This is a genomic window from Pseudomonas sp. BP8 (genome assembly GCF_017875955.1).
Taxonomy (GTDB): domain Bacteria; phylum Pseudomonadota; class Gammaproteobacteria; order Pseudomonadales; family Pseudomonadaceae; genus Aquipseudomonas.
On record NZ_JAGINK010000001.1, the window covers coordinates 18131 to 34942 of the forward strand.

The window sequence follows — 16812 nt, forward strand, 5'->3', positions numbered from 1 at the left end:
CTTGTAGATACAAAGAAGCCGGCATTCGCCGGCTTCAGAGTCGATCAGTCCAGTGCCTGAACCACGTTGTGCACAGGTCGCTGGGGGAAGAACAGCCGCTGCAGTTCGTGCCCAGGCTGCTCGGCGCGCATGAACGCCTCGCCGACCAGGAACGAGTACACCTCGTTGATCTCCATCAGCTCGACATCGGCACGGTTGAAGATGCCGCTCTCGGTGATTGCCAGGCGATCACGAGGGATCCGCGGCAGCAGGTCGAGGGTGGTCTCGAGGCTGACCTCGAAGGTATGCAGGTTGCGGTTGTTGACCCCCACCAACGGCGTATCGAGGGTATTCAGCGCGCGCTCAAGCTCGTCACCGTCATGCACTTCAACCAGTACATCGAGGCCGACCTGCTTGGCGACGGCGGCCAACTCGGCCATGCGCACGTCGTCCAGCGCCGACACGATCAACAGGACGCAGTCGGCGCCCAGCGCACGGGCCTCCACCACCTGATAGGGATCGATCAGGAAGTCCTTGCGGATCACCGGCAGGCTGCAAGCTGCTCGCGCTTGCTGCAGGTAGGCGTCGGCGCCCTGGAAGTAATCGACATCGGTCAGCACCGACAGGCAGGTGGCCCCGCCCTTCTCGTAGCTGACGGCGATTTCGGCCGGGACGAAGTGTTCGCGAATCACGCCCTTGCTCGGTGAGGCCTTCTTGATCTCGGCGATCACCGCCGGCTGCTTGCGCTTGGCCTGTTCGATCAAGGCGTTGGCAAAGCCACGCGGGGCATCGGCCGCCTTGGCCATGCGCTCAAGTTCGGCCAGGCTGACCCGGGCACTGCGCTCGGCGACTTCCTCGACCTTGCGGGCGAGGATTTTTTCCAGCACGGTCGGTACGCTCATGCTTCGTTCTCCAGCTTGAATACAGCAGTGAAGGCGCCCAGCTCCTGCAGTTTTTCCCAGGCCAGGCCGGTGTGCAGCACGTCGTGGGCGAGTTCTACGCCTTGTGCCAGGGTCATCGCGTGATCGGCGGCATACAAGGCGGCGCCGGCGTTGAGTACGATCATTTCGGCGGCTTTCTGGCCGTTCTCGGTCTTGCGCCGGCTCAAGGCGTCACGGATCAACGCGTACGACGCTTCGGGGTTCTCCACCGCCAGGCCATGCAGGCTCTGGCTCTTCATGCCGAGGTCTTCGGGCTCGACCCAATACTCGCTGATCTGGCCATTCTTCAACTCGGCAACAAACGTCGGCGCTGCCAGGCTGAATTCATCCAGGCCGTCCTTGGAGTGCACCACCAAGACATGCTTGCTGCCCAACCGCTGCAGCACTTCGGCCAACGGCCGGCACAGCGCCTGGGTGAACACGCCGACCACCTGATGCTTCACGCCGGCCGGATTCGTAAGCGGGCCAAGCATGTTGAACAGGGTCCGCAGACCCAGGTCACGACGCGGGCCGGCAGCGTACTTCATGGCTTTGTGATGGCTCTGGGCAAACATGAAGCCGATGCCCAGGCTGTCGATGCAGCGGGCGACTTGTACCGGCGTCAGGTTCAGGTAGATGCCGGCGGCCTCCAACAGGTCGGCGCTGCCGCTCTTGCCGGAGACCGCACGGTTGCCATGCTTGGCCACCGGGCAACCGGCGGCCGCGAGCACAAACGATGAAGCCGTGGAAACGTTGAAGATATTCGCCCCATCGCCACCGGTACCGACGATGTCGACCACGCCATCAAGGCTCTTCAGCTCGACCTTGTCAGCCAGCTCACGCATCACCGATACCGCACCGACGATCTCATCGATGCTCTCACTCTTCATGCGCATGCCCATCAGGAAGGCGCCAATCTGCGCCTCGCTGCATTGCCCGGTCATGATCTGACGCATGACGTCACTCATTTCATCGGTGGACAGGTCCAGATGACCGACGATGCGGCTCAACGCGCTCTTGATATCCATGTTCGGTCCTTAGCGGCGGCCGCCGGTCTGCTTGAGGAAGTTGGCGAACAGCTCGTGGCCCTGCTCGGTCAGGATCGATTCGGGGTGGAACTGCACCCCTTCAATGTTCAAGGTCTTGTGCCGCAGGCCCATGATCTCGTCGACAGTGCCATCGTCGTGGGCTGTCCAGGCGGTAATTTCCAGGCAGTCCGGCAAGGTTTCACGCTTGACCACCAGCGAGTGATAGCGGGTCACGGTCAGCGGATTGTTGAGCGCGGCGAATACGCCCAGATCGCGGTGGTGGACCGGGCTGGTCTTGCCGTGCATCACCTGGCGCGCACGCACTACATCACCACCAAAGGCCTGGCCGATGGACTGGTGACCGAGGCACACGCCCAGGATCGGCAGCTTGCCGGCAAAGTGCAGAATCGCTTCGATGGACACGCCCGCTTCGCTGGGTGTGCATGGGCCGGGGGAAACAACGATGCGCTCGGGGTTGAGCGCTTCGATCTGGGCGATGGTCATTTCGTCGTTGCGAATGACCTTGACCTCTGCACCCAGCTCGCCGAAGTACTGCACGACGTTGTAAGTGAAAGAGTCATAGTTGTCGATCATCAGTAACATCTGGGGCAAACCTCTTGAATACTGACTTTTGATTCGAACCTTCCGATGCCGGCCGCAGGCGCGGGCAATCACGCGCAGGGCGCTGGATGAAGCAAAGGGAAGGCAGACGGAGCGAGCCGGGCGGGCCGGCAGGAGATAAAGTCAGGCGCGCCAACGCCAACGGGCGTGAGCCTTGATAACGCGCATCAAGAGTTTGCTGACGATCAACACGGGGTAGGTCTCGTTCATACGTCCCGGCACAGTAGCCTACCGGCGCGACGGGCGCAATATGCCGGTAAATACCGGGAAACGATTGGACTTGCCGAGCATGCCCCGCGATTTGCTATGGTCAATCGGCACGCTCCTATAAAAACAATGAAAAGGATCTTCCTTCATGCGTATTTCACGCTTGCTGGGCTTTACGCTGTGTACCCTCACCCTCGCCTGCCACCAGGCGGTGGCTGCGCCTTCGCCCTACTCCACACTGATCGTGTTTGGCGACAGCCTCAGTGATGCCGGTCAGTTCGGTGGCATGCGCTTTACCAACCGCGACGCCAACGGCAACTATGCGCCGGTGTCGCCGATGATCCTTGGCGGACGACTGGGCATCGCGCCCGACGAATTGAATCCCTCCACCTCGGTAGGCGTTCAACCCGACGGCAATAACTGGGCGGTGGGTGGCTACACCACCGAGCAGATCTTCGACTCGATCACCGACACCTCACAAACGGTCTTTCCGCCAGGTGGCCCGCTGGGCGGCTTTGTCCTGCGCGAACGCGCAGGCTATCTGGCCAACGGCCAGGTTGCGGACCCCAACGCCCTCTATTACCTGACCGGCGGCGGCAACGACTTCCTTCAGGGTCGGGTCACCAGCCCCGCTACCGCGGCGGCGGCCGGTGCCAACCTGGCTGCCAGCGCCCAAGCCCTGCAGCAAGGCGGTGCGCGCTACATCATGGTCTGGCTGCTGCCCGACCTTGGCCTCACACCCAACTTCAGTGGCACCCCGCAACAAGGCGCCCTGTCGCAGTTATCCGGCGTATTCAATCAATCGCTGGTCAGCCAGTTGAGCCAGATCGATGCCGAGATCATCCCCCTGAACATCCCGGTGTTGCTCAGTGAAGCACTGGCCAACCCGGAACAGTTCGGCCTGGCCAGCGGGCAAAACCTGGTCGGCACCTGCTACAGCGGCGACAGCTGCGTGGAGAACCCGCTGTACGGGATCAACAGCGCCTCACCCGACCCGACCAAGCTGCTGTTCAACGACTCGGTACACCCGACCATCGCCGGCCAGCAACTGATCGCCGACTACGCCTATTCGATCATTGCCGCCCCCTGGGAACTGAGCCTGCTGCCAGAGATGGCCCACGCCAGCCTGCGCGCCCATCAGGACGAGCTGCGCAATCAGTGGCAGACACCCTGGCAAGCGGTTGGCCAGTGGCAGGCGATCGTCGCCACGGGCGCCCAGGACCTCGACTTTGACGATCAACGCAGCAGTGCCAGCGGTGACGGGCGTGGCTACAACCTGACGGTTGGCGGCAGCTACCGCCTGGATGATGCCTGGCGCCTGGGCGTGGCGGCGGGTGTCTACCGGCAGAAACTGGAAGCAGGCGAACAGGATTCGGACTACAAGCTGAACAGCTACCTGGCCAGCGTTTTCGCCCAGTACCGGCAACACCACTGGTGGGCAGATGCCGCACTGAGTGCCGGCCACCTGGATTACAGCGACCTCAAGCGCACGTTCGCCCTTGGCGTGAATGATCGCAGTGAGAAAGGCGACACCGATGGCGAGGTCTGGGCGGTCAGCGGGCGGCTTGGCTACAACCTCGCTGCCGAACAGAGTGCCTGGCAGGTTTCCCCCTTCATCAGCGCCGACTATGCGCGGGTCAAGGTGGATGGTTATGAGGAGAAAGGCGACCGCTCCACTGCGCTGGGTTTCGCCGACCAGGAACGCACTTCACGGCGCTTGGGCGCGGGCTTGCAGGGAAGCTATCAGTTCATGCCTTCAACGCGGGTGTATGCCGAAGTCGCGCGCGAGCATGAGTTCGAGGATGACCAGCAAGAGGTGACGATGCACCTGACGGGGCTGCCGGCCAACGACTTCACCCTGACCGGGTATACGCCACAGAGCAACCTCACCCGGGCCAGCCTGGGCTTGTCGCATGAGCTGACGGCGGGGGTGCAACTGCGTGGGAACTACAACTGGCGCAAGAGTGATGAGCTGACCCAGCAGGGGGTGAGCCTGGCGCTCAGCCTGGACTTCTGAGGTTTGGGGCTGCGGTGCAGCCCCGACCCTTCACGCCTCGGGCGTTTGCTCGGCCAACGCCACCGCGCGGAACATCGCGCGGCGCTTGTTGATGGTTTCTTCCCACTCGAGCGCCGGCACCGAGTCGGCGACGATGCCCCCACCGGCCTGGACATGCAGCTCGCCGTCCTTGATCACCGCCGTACGGATAGCAATCGCGGTGTCCATGTTGCCATTCCAGGCAAAGTAACCGACCGCACCGCCATACACGCCACGCTTGACCGGCTCCAGCTCGTCGATGATCTCCATCGCACGGATTTTCGGCGCGCCCGACAAGGTGCCCGCCGGCAGGATTGCACGCAGTGCATCCATGGCGGTCAGTCCCTCACGCAACTGGCCAGTAACGTTGGAGACAATGTGCATGACGTTGGAGTACCGCTCGATCACCATCTTCTCGGTCAGGCGCACGCTGCCGGTGGCCGATACCCGGCCAACATCGTTGCGGCCCAGGTCGATCAGCATCAGGTGCTCGGCGATTTCCTTGGCGTCAGACAGCAGGTCGTCTTCAAGCGCCCGATCGGCGTCTTCGCTAGCGCCACGCGGACGGGTACCGGCAATCGGTCGTACCGTGACCAGATTGTCTTCAACCCGCACCAGGACTTCCGGCGAACTGCCCACCACGTGGAAGTCACCGAAGTTGAAGAAGTACATATAAGGCGTCGGGTTGAAGCAACGCAGCGCCCGATACAGGTCGATCGGCGCCGCCTTGAAGTCGATGGACATGCGCTGCGACGGCACAACCTGCATGCAGTCACCGGCTAGGATGTATTCCTTGACCGTGTCGACCGCACGCTCGTAGTCATCCTGGGTAAAACTGGAGCGGAACGCCGGTTCTGCGGCCATCGGCCGGCTCAGGTCGAGGCCACGGCGCGGGGTGATCGGCTCGCGCAGCTTGGCCAGCAAGCCTTGCAAGCGCGCCTGGCCGTGTTCGAAGGCGTTCTCCTCGGACGGATCGACCAGAACGATTGCGTGCATCTTGCCGGCCAGGTTGTCGAACACCACGACGGCATCCGAGACCATCAGGAGGATGTCCGGCACGCCCAGCGGGTCCGGATTCGGGCAAGCCCCCAGGCGTTTTTCCACATAGCGCACGCAGTCGTAGCCGAAGTAGCCGACCAGGCCGCCATTGAAACGCGGCAGGCCAGGGATATCAGCAACCTTGTAGCGATCCTTGAACGTTTCGACGAATGCCAGCGGGTCTTCTACCTCGTGGCTCTCCACCTGCTCGCCATCCTGCAGGATGCTCACGTGATAGCCATGCACGCGCATCACGGTGCGCGACGGCAAACCGATCATCGAGTAGCGCCCCCACTTCTCGCCGCCCTGCACGGACTCGAGCAAGTAGGAGTTGGCCTGGTCGGCCAGCTTCAGGTAGATCGACAGCGGGGTGTCGAAGTCGGCCAGGGTTTCGCAGGCCAGGGGAATGCGGTTATAGCCGGCAGCAGCCAGGCGCAGGAATTCTTCGCGGGTCATGAGTAGCCTCGGAGCAAGCAGCAATGGGGTCAGGCAAACGGACGGGCCGGCAGGCGCCGGCGGGCAGAAGTCAGGCGCGCCAACGCCAACGGGCCAGGGCCTTGATGACTTTCATCCAGAATTTGCCAGTAACCGCCACGGTGGACTCTCTGTCTTGGGAGGCTTGAAGATGCGCCAACGTTATCCCAGTGTCCGTGACTACGCAACCAGGCAACAGGATGCGCAGATCGTCGATCACCAGGCTCGGCGATTCTTCGTTGATCGGGCGACCATGGTTGTAGCCGTACGTCAGGCCAACGCACTGGACCCCAGCCGCTTTGGCCGCCAGGACATCGCTGCGCGAGTCGCCGACAAACAGCGCTTGCCCAGGCTCGACACCGGCCATTTTCATCACGAACAGCAAGGCTGCCGGATCAGGCTTTTTCTGCGGCAAGGTGTCACCGCCGATGATCCAGCGGAAGTAGCGACCGATCTTCATCTGGTCAAGCAAGGGCGCAACGAAGCGCTCCGGCTTGTTGGTGATCAAGGCCATCTCCACGCCCTGCTTGCGCAGCCAGCGCAGGGTATCCTGCACGCCGGGGTAGACCACCGTCAGTTCATGGCTTTCGGCGTAAGCCTCCATGAACAGCGCAAGGCCTTGCTCGGCCAGTTGCTCGTCTACCGCCTCATGCTCCAGGCCGCCGGCAAGGGCACGGCGGACCAGCACCTGGGCGCCATTGCCGACCCAGTGGCGGACAGCCTCCAGGCCAGCCGGAGGGCGCCCGAGTTCGAGCAGCATGCGGTCGACGGCTGCAGCCAGGTCGGGGACCGAATCGATCAACGTGCCATCCAGATCGAACATCACCAACTTGGGCAGCGTCCCCGGGAACAGCTGCTCGAAGCCACTCATGCGCGGGCCAGGGCCATTTCGGCGCGCATCTTGTCGATGACTTGCTTGTAGTCCGGGGCATTGAAGATCGCCGAGCCGGCGACAAAGGTGTCGGCGCCAGCCGCGGTAATTTCGCGAATGTTATTGACGTTGACCCCGCCGTCGATTTCCAGGCGGATGTCACGGCCGCTGGCATCGATCAAGGCACGGGCTTCGCGCAGTTTGTCGAGGGTGCCAGGGATGAACTTCTGCCCGCCAAAGCCTGGGTTGACGCTCATCAGCAAGACCATGTCGACCTTGTCCATGACGTACTTCAGTGCATCCAGGCCGGTAGCCGGGTTGAACACCAGGCCGGCCTTGCAGCCACCATCGCGGATCAACTGCAGCGAGCGGTCGATGTGCGTGCTGGCTTCGGGGTGGAAGGTGATATAGGTGGCGCCGGCTTCGATGAAGTCACCGATGATGCGGTCGACCGGGCTGACCATCAGGTGAACGTCGATCGGCGCGGTGACGCCGTACTTGCGCAGAGCGCTGCAGACCATCGGGCCGATGGTCAGGTTGGGGACGTAGTGGTTGTCCATGACATCGAAGTGAACGATGTCGGCCCCGGCTTCCAGCACCGCGTCGACGTCAGCGCCCAGGCGGGCGAAATCGGCGGAAAGGATGGAGGGGGCAATAGCGAAGGGCTGCATGGCGCACCTGTTGGCAGAATCACGGTGGCGCGCATTGTACCCCAGGCAATAGGATCAAGGCTGATTGGTATCAATCGATGTCGACGACTGCCCAATGTCGCGGTATCAGTACCGGCCTCTTCGCGGGGCAAGCCGGCTCCTACAGGGGTGAGTGCAGACCTGTAGGAGCGGGCTTGCCCCGCGAAGCGGGCAACACAGCAATCAGCCTGGTTGCTGAGTCCGCAGCTTCTCGCTACGCCCCCGCAACCACTCCAGGGTCAGCAGCAAGACCACCGAGAAGGCGATCAACAGCGTCGCCGCCGCCGCAATGGTCGGGCTCAGGTTCTCGCGAATGCCGCTGAACATCTGCCGGGGCAGGGTCGCCTGTTCAGGCCCGGCGAGAAACAGCGTCACCACCACTTCATCGAACGAGGTGGCAAAGGCAAACAGCGCTCCAGAAATCACCCCCGGCGCAATCAGCGGCAAGGTCACCCGGCGGAAGGCTGTCAGCGGCGACGCGCCGAGGCTGGCCGCCGCCCTGACCAGGTTGTAGTTGAACCCCTGCAGGGTCGCCGACACGGTGATGATGACGAACGGCACGCCCAGCACCGCATGCACCAGAATCAGCGAAATGAAGCTGTTCCCCATGCCCAACGGGGCGAAGAACAGGTAGCTGGCCACGCCGATGATCACTACCGGCACCACCATCGGCGAAATCACCAGGGCCATCACCAACGACTTGCCGGGGAAATCACCCCGGGTCAGGCCGATCGCAGCCAGGGTACCGAACACCATCGCCAGCACCGTCGCCGCCGGTGCCACGATGATGCTGTTCTTCAGGGCACGCATCCACTCCGCCGAGGCGAAGAAGTCCTGGTACCACTGCAGGGAAAAGCCCTGCAGCGGGTACACCAGGAAGCTGCCACTGTTGAACGACAGCGGAATGATCACCAGCACCGGCAACACCAGGAACAACAGGATCAGGCCGCACAGTATCCGCAGGCTGTAGAACCACACCCGCTCCACGGGCGACATGTAAGGGCTCAGCATGACAAGGCTCCTCAGCTCAGGCGCAGGCGGCTGGCGCCGACCAGCCAGCTATAGATCAGGTACAGCAGCACGGTGGCCAGCAGCAACAGCCCACCCAACGCGGTGGCCATGCCCCAGTTGATGCTGGTGTTGGTATAGAAGGCCACGAAGTAGCTGACCATCTGGTCGTTGGGGCTGCCGAGCAGCGCTGGGGTGATGTAGTAGCCGATGGCCAGGATGAACACCAGCAGGCAACCTGCACCGATGCCAGCGTAGGTCTGCGGGAAGTACACCCGCCAGAAGCTGGCGAACGGATGACAGCCCAGCGAGATCGCCGCACGCATGTAGCTGGGCGATATACCCTTCATCACGCTGTACAGCGGCAGGATCATGAACGGCAGCAGGATATGCACCATGGAGATGTAGACCCCGGTGCGGTTGAACACCAGCTCCAGCGGTTCATCGATGATGCCCATGGCCATCAGTGCGCTGTTGATCAGCCCGCCCGACTGCAGCAACACGATCCAGGCGGCAACCCGCACCAGGATCGACGTCCAGAACGGCAACAGCACGAGAATCATCAGCAGGTTGCTTTGCCGGGTTGGCAGGTTGGCCAGCAGGTACGCCAGCGGGTAGGCCAGCAACAGGCAGATCACGGTGATCACCACCCCCATCCACAGCGTGCGGGCAAAGATATCCAGGTAGATGGCCTGGTCAGGCGTGGCCTTGGCCAGTTCGCCCAGGTCGTCGATGCGATGATCGACCGAGGCCAGCAGGTAATAGGAGGTGACAGTGCTGGTATTACGGCGGATCGCCTGCCAGTAGGCCGGATCGCCCCAGCGCTCGTCGAGGGTTTGCAAGGCTTCTTTATAGGAAGCGGGTTCAGTCTTGAACGGCAACGCCCGAGCCGTCTTCGACAGCAGGCTGCGGTAACCGGCCAGCTCCATGTTCAAGCGTTTGGAAAGATCGCCCAGGCTCTGATTTTTGCGCGCCTCGGGCAGGTCCAGGCTCAGCGCCTTGTACACCGCTTCGCCCGGCAGGCTCTTGCCATCCCACTGCTGCACCGCTTCGACCGTACGCGGCAGGCCGGCGACCACCTCGGGGTTGCCGACGCTCTTGTACAGCAGCGCCGCGATCGGCACCAGGAACACCAGCAGAAGAAACAGCGCCAGCGGCGCGATCAACGCCTGGGCCTTCCAGCGGTTGACCCGCTCGGCATGCTTGAGGCGCTGCTTGAGGCTTTTACCTGCGCCGTCATTCAGGGGCACTGCAATGGCCATGGCGAACTCCGAAAAAACGGGAAAACGGGGAGCGCCGGACCTGCCCGGCGCTCCGATCACACGCTTACTTCGCCGCCCAGGCGTTGAAGCGTTGCTCCAGCTGCTCGCTGTTGTCGGCCCAGAACGCCACGTCGATCTGTACCTGGTTGGCGATGTTCTCAGGTGTAGTCGGCATGTCCTTCTTCACGGCTTCGGCCAGCAGCGGGACCGCCTTGGAGTTGGCCGGACCGTAGGCGATGTTCTCCGAGTAAACCTTCTGCTGTTCGGGCTGAACGCTATAAGCGATGAATTTCTTCGCCTCTTCGACGTTCTTGGCGCCCTTCGGAATGGCCCAGGCGTCGAAATCGTAGATACCGCCGTTCCACACCACCTTGAGGTTGCTTTCTTTCTGTACCGCCGCGATCCGGCCGTTGTAGGCCGAGCTCATCACTACGTCACCCGAGGCCAGGTACTGCGGCGGCTGGGCACCGGCTTCCCACCACTGGATGCTCGGCTTGAGCTGGTCGAGCTTCTTGAACGCACGGTCCTGGCCTTCCTTGGTGGCCAGCACCTTGTAGACGTCCTTCGGCGCAACGCCATCGGCCATCAGGGCGAATTCCAGGGTGTACTTGGCGCCTTTGCGCAGACCACGCTTGCCCGGGAACTGCTTGGTGTCCCAGAAATCCGCCCAGCTGGTGGGCGCGGATTTGAGCTTGTCGGCGTTGTAGGCAAGCACCGTCGACCAGACGAAGAAGCCCACGCCGCACGGCTGGATGGCGCCAGGCACATAGTCGGCCTCGTCGCCGAACAGCGCGGGGTCGAGCTCCTCGAACATGCCTTCGTCACAGCCGCGGGCCAGCTCAGGCGACTCGACCTCGACCAGGTGCCACGACACGCTCTTGGTGTCGACCATGGCTTTGACCTTGGCCATTTCGCCGTTGTACTCGCCGGCGATGATCTTGCCGTTGCCAGCCTTCTCCCACGGCTCGTAGAACGCCTTGACCTGGGCTGCCTTGTTGGCACCGCCAAACGACACCACGGTGAGGTCCGCGGCCATGGCCTGGCCGGCGGCGAACAGGCCAAGGGCCAGGGCGGTCAGTTTCAACTGCTTGCGCATTATTATTCTCTCCACAGTACAGGGTTGGTTAAGCGAACCTTCAGTGGGCTTCGGCAATCGGGTCGAGCGCGCGCGCGTGCTCCACCTCCCAGCCTAGCGGTACCACGTCGCCCACGGCCAAGGCCGGGTCGAGTTCGGCAATGGGCTGCTTCACGAAGAAGTCAGTCTTGCCGCAGACTTCCAGGCGCACCCGCACGTGGTCGCCCAGATAGATGAACTCGGCCACCCGGCCGGAGAAACGGTTGGCGCAGCGCTCGCTGTGGTCATTGAGGCGCACACGCTCAGGCCGGATAGACAGGGTCACCGGATCACCCGCTTCACCGACGTTCACTGCCAGTGCCTCGACTCGCTCGCCGCGCGCCAGCTGCACCTGGCAGCGTTCGCCATTGCGCGCCAGCAAGGTGCCATTGAGGCGGTTGTTTTCACCGATGAAGTTGGCCACGAAGGTGTTGCGCGGTTCTTCATACAGGGTGCGCGGGTCAGCGATCTGCTGGATTTCGCCCTGGTGGAACACGGCCACGCGGTCGGACATGGTCAGCGCTTCGCCCTGGTCGTGGGTCACGTACACCACGGTCACGCCGAGGCGCTGGTGAATGTGCTTGATCTCCATCTGCATGTGCTCACGCAGTTGCTTGTCGAGTGCGCCGAGCGGTTCGTCCATCAGCACCAGCTGCGGTTCGAACACCAGCGCCCGGGCCAGGGCGACTCGCTGCTGCTGGCCGCCGGAGAGCTGACCGGGGTAGCGCTTGGCGAAGGCGTCGAGCTGGACCATGCCCAGCACGCGCTTGACCCGCTCACTGATGTCGGTCTTGCTCAGGTTGCGTACGCTCAGCGGAAACGCCAGGTTTTCGGCGACGGTCATGTGCGGAAACAGCGCGTAGTTCTGGAACACCATGCCGATGTCGCGCTTGTGCGGGGGCACGTTGTTGATCGAGCGGCCCTCGAGCTGAATCTCGCCAGCAGTGGGCGTCTCGAAGCCGGCCAGCATCATCAGGCTGGTGGTCTTGCCCGAACCGGATGGGCCGAGCAAGGTGAGGAACTCGCCCTTGCGGATTTCCAGGTTGAGGTCCTTGACGATCAGCGACTCGCCGTCGTAGCTCTTCTGCACACCACGGAAGCTGACCAGCGTGTCGCCGGTGGCAGCGTTCGAATTCGCCTCGCTCATGCCTGCACCTTCTTGTTGGATGACTGCGTGAGAGAAGGTTAGACAAGGCGCAAGTGCCCGCAAATCGGGGGCGCTGAGAGAATTCCATCATCCAGGTGGAAGATTGCGTGTAGGGATCGCCCTACAACGATGACGTTTTCAGGTAACCGATAAATCCTGTGGGAGCGGCTTCACCCGCGAATACACCCGCCCGAACCGCTCCATTGCCACGTCGGGCCTGTTCGCCGGCAGCCCCCCACACACGCAGCGCAGCGAACCCGAGCGCGCCGCACGTCGCAACTGGAACAGTCAGACCAGCTTGTGCTCCATGGCGTACTTCACCAGCTCGGCCAGCGAATTGACCTTGAGCTTCTGCATCAGCCGCGCCTTATGGGTACTGATGGTCTTGCTCGACAGCGCCAGCTGCTGGGCGATGTCATTGACGTTGGCACCTTGGGCAAGCCGCTCGAACACCGAGAACTCCCGCTCCGACAACAACGTGTGCAGCGGACGGGTTTCGGTCAGGCCAACCTCGAAGACCATCCGGTCGGCCAGCGCCGGGTCGATGTAGCGCCCGCCACCGGCTACCCGGCGAATGGCCGTGAGCAGCAGCGCCGGGTCGCTGTCCTTGGTGGCATAGCCAGCGGCACCCGCCTTCAGGGCCCGGGCGGCCATCTGCGCTTCATCGTGCATGGACAGCATCAGGATCGCCGGTGGCGCGTTGAGCGCGCGAATCCTCGCGATGGCCTCAAGGCCACTGACCCCAGGCATCGAGATATCCAGCAGCACCACTTCACACGGGGTGTGGCGCAGCGTTTCCAGCAATTGCTCGCCGTTGCCCGCCTCGCCCACGACCTGCATGTCCTTGGCCAGGCCGAGCAGCTGCTTGATACCTTCACGAACAATGGTGTGGTCTTCGGCTACCAGCACTCGAATCACGCGTGTTCTCCTAATCCAGAGGAATCGCCACGCTCAGGCTGCTGCCCTCGCCCGGCTCGCTGTCCAGGGTCATGCTGCCACCGAGCATCAGCACCCGTTCACGTACGCCGACCAGGCCGAACGACGTCGGCCTGGCCTGCTCGGTACAAAACCCCACGCCATCATCGATGACACTCATGCGCAGCACCGCAGCTTCGCGCTCGAGCAGGATCTGCACGGTATGCGCCTGGGCATGGCGCATGACGTTGGTCAGCGCTTCCTGCAGGATACGAAACAGGCCGATGGCCTTGGCATCGCTCAATGCTGGCAGATTATCCGGCACTTGTACCAGACACGGGATTTGCGTGCGCGCCTCAAACCGCCGCGCCTGCCACTCGATAGCCGAAGCGATGCCGGCATCGAGGATCGGTGGCCGCAGCGCGGTGGCCACGTCGCGGACCAGCTGAAACAGTTGGCTGATCAGCCGCTTCATGCTCGACAGGCGCTCGTTCAGCCCTGGGTCGAGCTCGGCATAAGCCAGCTCGCACATCGACACCTCCAGCTTGAGCACGGTGAGCATCTGCCCCAGTTCGTCATGCACTTCACGGGCAATGCGTGCCTTCTCCTCTTCACGCACGCTCTCCAGGTGCGCCGACAGCTCGCGTAACTGCCCCTGAGAGCGCGCCAGGGCCAGCTCGGCGCGCTTGCTCTGGGAGATGTCCCAGACAATCCCGTCCCACACCACCCGGCCATCGCCCAGCTGACGGGCACTGGCCTTGATATCAGCCCAGCGCTGCTCGCCCTGGCGGGTGAGGATACGCCCCTGCCAGGACCAGTCCTGATTGTTGGCCAGGGCCAGGTCCTGGACCCGGTGATAATCGGCCCGGTCCTGCGGATGGACCAGGTTGCGCAGGCCCATCTGCGGGTGCTGGATCGCCGCGGGCGCATAGCCAACCAGAGCCTCACTGCCTTCACTGACGTAGGGAAACTCCAGGTCGCCCTCAGCCGGGTCACGCTCCAGGCGAAACACCAGGCCCGGCACATTGCCGGCAATCCCCTTGAGCCGTGCCTCGCTCTCGCGTAAGGCGGCCAAGGCGCGGCGGCGCTCGGTGACATCGGTGAGAAACACCACCAGGTACTCGGCATCGCGAAAGCGCAAAAAGCTCAGCGACAGGTCTACCGGCAGCACGCTGCCGTCAGCCCGCAAGCACTGGCTTTCGAAGTGCTCAGCGCCGCCATTACCGGTACGCGCACGCCGCCATAACTGCAGCCAGCGGTCCATCTGCAGGTTCGGCTCAAAATCGATCAGCGGCCGTTCGAGCAGCTCACCCTGGCCATAACCGAGCATGCCTTCGGCGGCGTGGTTGGCATAACGGACATGGCTGTCCCAATTGACCCAGAGGATACCCACCGTGCTCTGGTCGATGGAAAACTGGCTCAGGCGCAGCGCCTCCTCGTGCGCCTGGCGCTCGACCAGGGTTTCCCGCGCGGCCAGCAGGCTGCGTTCCAGCTGGCGTTGCTGGCGACGCTGCCAGACCAACGTGGCGATAGCGCATAACAGCAACATGCCAAACAACAGCGCCAGGTTTTGCCAGAAGCCGGCGCTCTCGCTCAGCCGCGGATACTTGGGTTGCAGCCAGCGTTGATGCAGCTGCTCCAGTTCCTTGGCCGGCATGCTCTGCAGGCCACGTTCAAGCACATCGGCCAGCAGCGGCCAGTCACGCCGCGAGCCGACCCGCAGCAACTGCGGCAGGCCGATGTCACCGACCACTGCCAGGTCACTGAACTCACTCTCGCGCGACAAGCGGCTGAGCTGCGCTTCATCGAGCACGGCATAGCTCGCCTGCCCGCCGAGGAGCAGCTGCAGGGCTTGGCGCTCGTTGGGCACCCCCTGCAGATTGAGATTGGCGTAGTTGCTCCGCAGGTAGTCGGCCAGGGCGCTGGGCATGCGCACCGCAACCCGCTCGGCGGAGCCGAGTTTCTCCAGCTCGACCGCGACCGCTCCGGTGCGCTGCCCCACCATCAGCTGCGGGACACGCATATAGGGGTCGCTGAACAGCCACACACGCAAGCTGGCCGGGGTTTGCGTCAGGCCAGGGGCAAAATCGATCTCGCCGGCCTGCAGTGCATGCTCAAGGGCGGCCTGGTCGGCGTAATTGCGCCAGGTCAGGTCGAGCCTGAGCGCCTGCGCCAGCCAGTTGACCAGCTCGACGTTGGCTCCATACAGCTGTTGCAGACGCCGATCAAACTGGGCGTATGGCGCCTGCAGGACCAGGCCAACCCGCAGGCTGCGGTTCTCATCCAGCCACTGCTGCTGGGCAGGCTCCAGGGCTACCGACGGCGTCGGCGCAGGCCTGGCCAAGGCGATCAAGGGCAGACACAGGCAGCCGATAACCAACAGGCGACGCATTCGCTTCATCTATACGCTCGTCTTGGCAAGCGCGGCCATCAGCCGTGGCCGTCGCGGACAAATACTATTAGGCTGCCGGTATCACTCTGGCCTTGGATCGGTTCATGTTGACACTTTATCGCACGACGCTGGCAATGTGCTGCCTGGCTTCGCTGGTACCGCTCGGTGCGCGCGCCGCAGAGGCCGAAACGCCCGTTCCTCGCCCTGCGCTGATCGAACGCAGCCAGGAAGACGCCCAGGCGCTTGAGCGACAGGTGCCCAAAGTGGAACAGCAAATGCTGGAAGCTGGCGGCGAGCGTTTTCTGGCACTGTGGAAACCCGCCAACGACAGCGACCCGCAGGGCGCGCTGATCATCGTCCCTGGTGCCGGGGAAACTGCCGACTGGCCCAGTACGGTTGGCCCGCTTCGGCGCAAGTTTCCCGATGCCGGCTGGCACAGCCTGAGCATAAGCCTGCCCGACCTGCTCGCTGACAGCCCGCAAGCGCGCGTCGAGCAGGCGCCCTCGGCGCAACCGGACAAAGGCAACGGCGAAGCCGCTCCGGCCAAGGACACGCCTGCCGATGCCAACGCCAATGTCGCCCAGGCAACCGCTGCCGACGCCGATACCGCTCAGGGCACCGACGCAGTCGAGGCCAGCGAACAGACCGACCAGGCTGATGCCGAGCGGATCTTTGCCCGGCTTGATGCGGCGGTGGCCTACGCCCAGCAACAGAAAGCCCGCAGCATCGTCCTCCTCGGCAATGGCAGCGGCGCCTACTGGGCGGCCCGTTACCTGAGCGAGCGGCAGCCGCCGCAGGTGCAAAAGCTGGTCATGGTGGCTGCACAGACACCGGCGCGGGTCGAGCATGACTTGGAGAGCCTAACCCCAACGCTGAAAGTGCCAACAGCAGACCTGTACTACGCCACGCGCACCGCCGACCGCCGCGCGGCCGAACTGCGCCTGCAGGCGAGCAAGCGCCAGCAGGACAGTCAGTATCGGCAGTTGTCGCTGATTGCCATGCCAGGCAACAAGGCGGCGGAACAAGAGCAGCTGTTTCGCCGGGTGCGAGGGTGGTTAACACCCCAGGAGTGATCTGCAGGCTGTGCCTGCCTCTTCGCGGGATTGCGTAAA

The 16812-nt window shown here is 63.3% G+C and carries 14 protein-coding genes; 2 read left to right on the forward strand and 12 right to left on the reverse strand.

The window, feature by feature from the left end:
* Positions 1 to 44: 44 nt before the first annotated feature.
* From trpC to J3B00_RS00105, 3 genes are read right to left on the reverse strand one after another with little or no spacing between them, the layout of a single operon-like run.
* Positions 45 to 881, reverse strand: a complete 837-nt coding sequence (gene trpC / locus J3B00_RS00095; RefSeq protein ID WP_209861729.1) for an indole-3-glycerol phosphate synthase TrpC — start codon at positions 879 to 881, stop codon at positions 45 to 47.
* The gene (trpD, locus tag J3B00_RS00100; protein WP_209861732.1) at positions 878 to 1927 is read right to left on the reverse strand and encodes an anthranilate phosphoribosyltransferase; all 1050 of its coding nucleotides are present in this window, start codon (positions 1925 to 1927) and stop codon (positions 878 to 880) included. The genes trpC and trpD overlap by 4 nt, the downstream gene beginning before the upstream one ends.
* A gap of 9 nt (positions 1928 to 1936) precedes the next feature.
* Positions 1937 to 2530 carry an aminodeoxychorismate/anthranilate synthase component II gene (locus J3B00_RS00105; RefSeq protein ID WP_209861735.1) on the reverse strand — a complete coding sequence of 198 codons (594 nt, stop codon included), beginning with the start codon at positions 2528 to 2530 and terminating at the stop codon, positions 1937 to 1939.
* Between the two features lie 373 nt (positions 2531 to 2903).
* Here J3B00_RS00105 and estP point away from each other — a divergent pair, with 373 nt between their 5' ends.
* The gene (gene estP / locus J3B00_RS00110) at positions 2904 to 4772 is read left to right on the forward strand and encodes an esterase EstP (RefSeq protein WP_209861738.1); all 1869 of its coding nucleotides are present in this window, start codon (positions 2904 to 2906) and stop codon (positions 4770 to 4772) included.
* Between the two features lie 30 nt (positions 4773 to 4802).
* On the opposite strand, the gene trpE is transcribed toward estP, so the two are convergent.
* The 9 genes from trpE to J3B00_RS00155 form a co-directional block, all read right to left on the reverse strand.
* On the reverse strand, positions 4803 to 6284 hold the full coding sequence (gene trpE, locus J3B00_RS00115) for an anthranilate synthase component I (protein WP_209861741.1): 1482 nt from the start codon (positions 6282 to 6284) through the stop codon (positions 4803 to 4805).
* Positions 6285 to 6354: 70 nt separating this feature from the next.
* The gene (locus J3B00_RS00120) at positions 6355 to 7173 is read right to left on the reverse strand and encodes a phosphoglycolate phosphatase (RefSeq protein WP_209861744.1); all 819 of its coding nucleotides are present in this window, start codon (positions 7171 to 7173) and stop codon (positions 6355 to 6357) included.
* Positions 7170 to 7844, reverse strand: coding sequence for a ribulose-phosphate 3-epimerase (gene rpe / locus J3B00_RS00125; RefSeq protein ID WP_209861747.1), 675 nt, complete (start codon positions 7842 to 7844; stop codon positions 7170 to 7172). The genes J3B00_RS00120 and rpe overlap by 4 nt, the downstream gene beginning before the upstream one ends.
* Positions 7845 to 8045: 201 nt before the next feature.
* Positions 8046 to 8873 carry an ABC transporter permease gene (locus tag J3B00_RS00130; RefSeq protein ID WP_209861749.1) on the reverse strand — a complete coding sequence of 276 codons (828 nt, stop codon included), beginning with the start codon at positions 8871 to 8873 and terminating at the stop codon, positions 8046 to 8048.
* An 11-nt stretch (positions 8874 to 8884) separates the two neighbouring features.
* Positions 8885 to 10132 carry an ABC transporter permease gene (locus J3B00_RS00135; protein WP_209861752.1) on the reverse strand — a complete coding sequence of 416 codons (1248 nt, stop codon included), beginning with the start codon at positions 10130 to 10132 and terminating at the stop codon, positions 8885 to 8887.
* A 64-nt stretch (positions 10133 to 10196) separates the two neighbouring features.
* The gene (locus tag J3B00_RS00140) at positions 10197 to 11228 is read right to left on the reverse strand and encodes an ABC transporter substrate-binding protein (protein WP_209861755.1); all 1032 of its coding nucleotides are present in this window, start codon (positions 11226 to 11228) and stop codon (positions 10197 to 10199) included.
* Positions 11229 to 11268: 40 nt separating this feature from the next.
* Positions 11269 to 12393, reverse strand: coding sequence for an ABC transporter ATP-binding protein (locus tag J3B00_RS00145; RefSeq protein WP_209861758.1), 1125 nt, complete (start codon positions 12391 to 12393; stop codon positions 11269 to 11271).
* A gap of 288 nt (positions 12394 to 12681) precedes the next feature.
* Positions 12682 to 13311, reverse strand: a complete 630-nt coding sequence (locus tag J3B00_RS00150) for a response regulator transcription factor (protein ID WP_209861771.1) — start codon at positions 13309 to 13311, stop codon at positions 12682 to 12684.
* Positions 13312 to 13321: 10 nt separating this feature from the next.
* The gene (locus J3B00_RS00155) at positions 13322 to 15709 is read right to left on the reverse strand and encodes a sensor histidine kinase (RefSeq protein ID WP_209861773.1); all 2388 of its coding nucleotides are present in this window, start codon (positions 15707 to 15709) and stop codon (positions 13322 to 13324) included.
* Between the two features lie 95 nt (positions 15710 to 15804).
* Here J3B00_RS00155 and J3B00_RS00160 point away from each other — a divergent pair, with 95 nt between their 5' ends.
* The gene (locus tag J3B00_RS00160) at positions 15805 to 16773 is read left to right on the forward strand and encodes an alpha/beta hydrolase family protein (RefSeq protein WP_209861776.1); all 969 of its coding nucleotides are present in this window, start codon (positions 15805 to 15807) and stop codon (positions 16771 to 16773) included.
* The last annotated feature ends 39 nt before the right edge of the window (positions 16774 to 16812 follow it).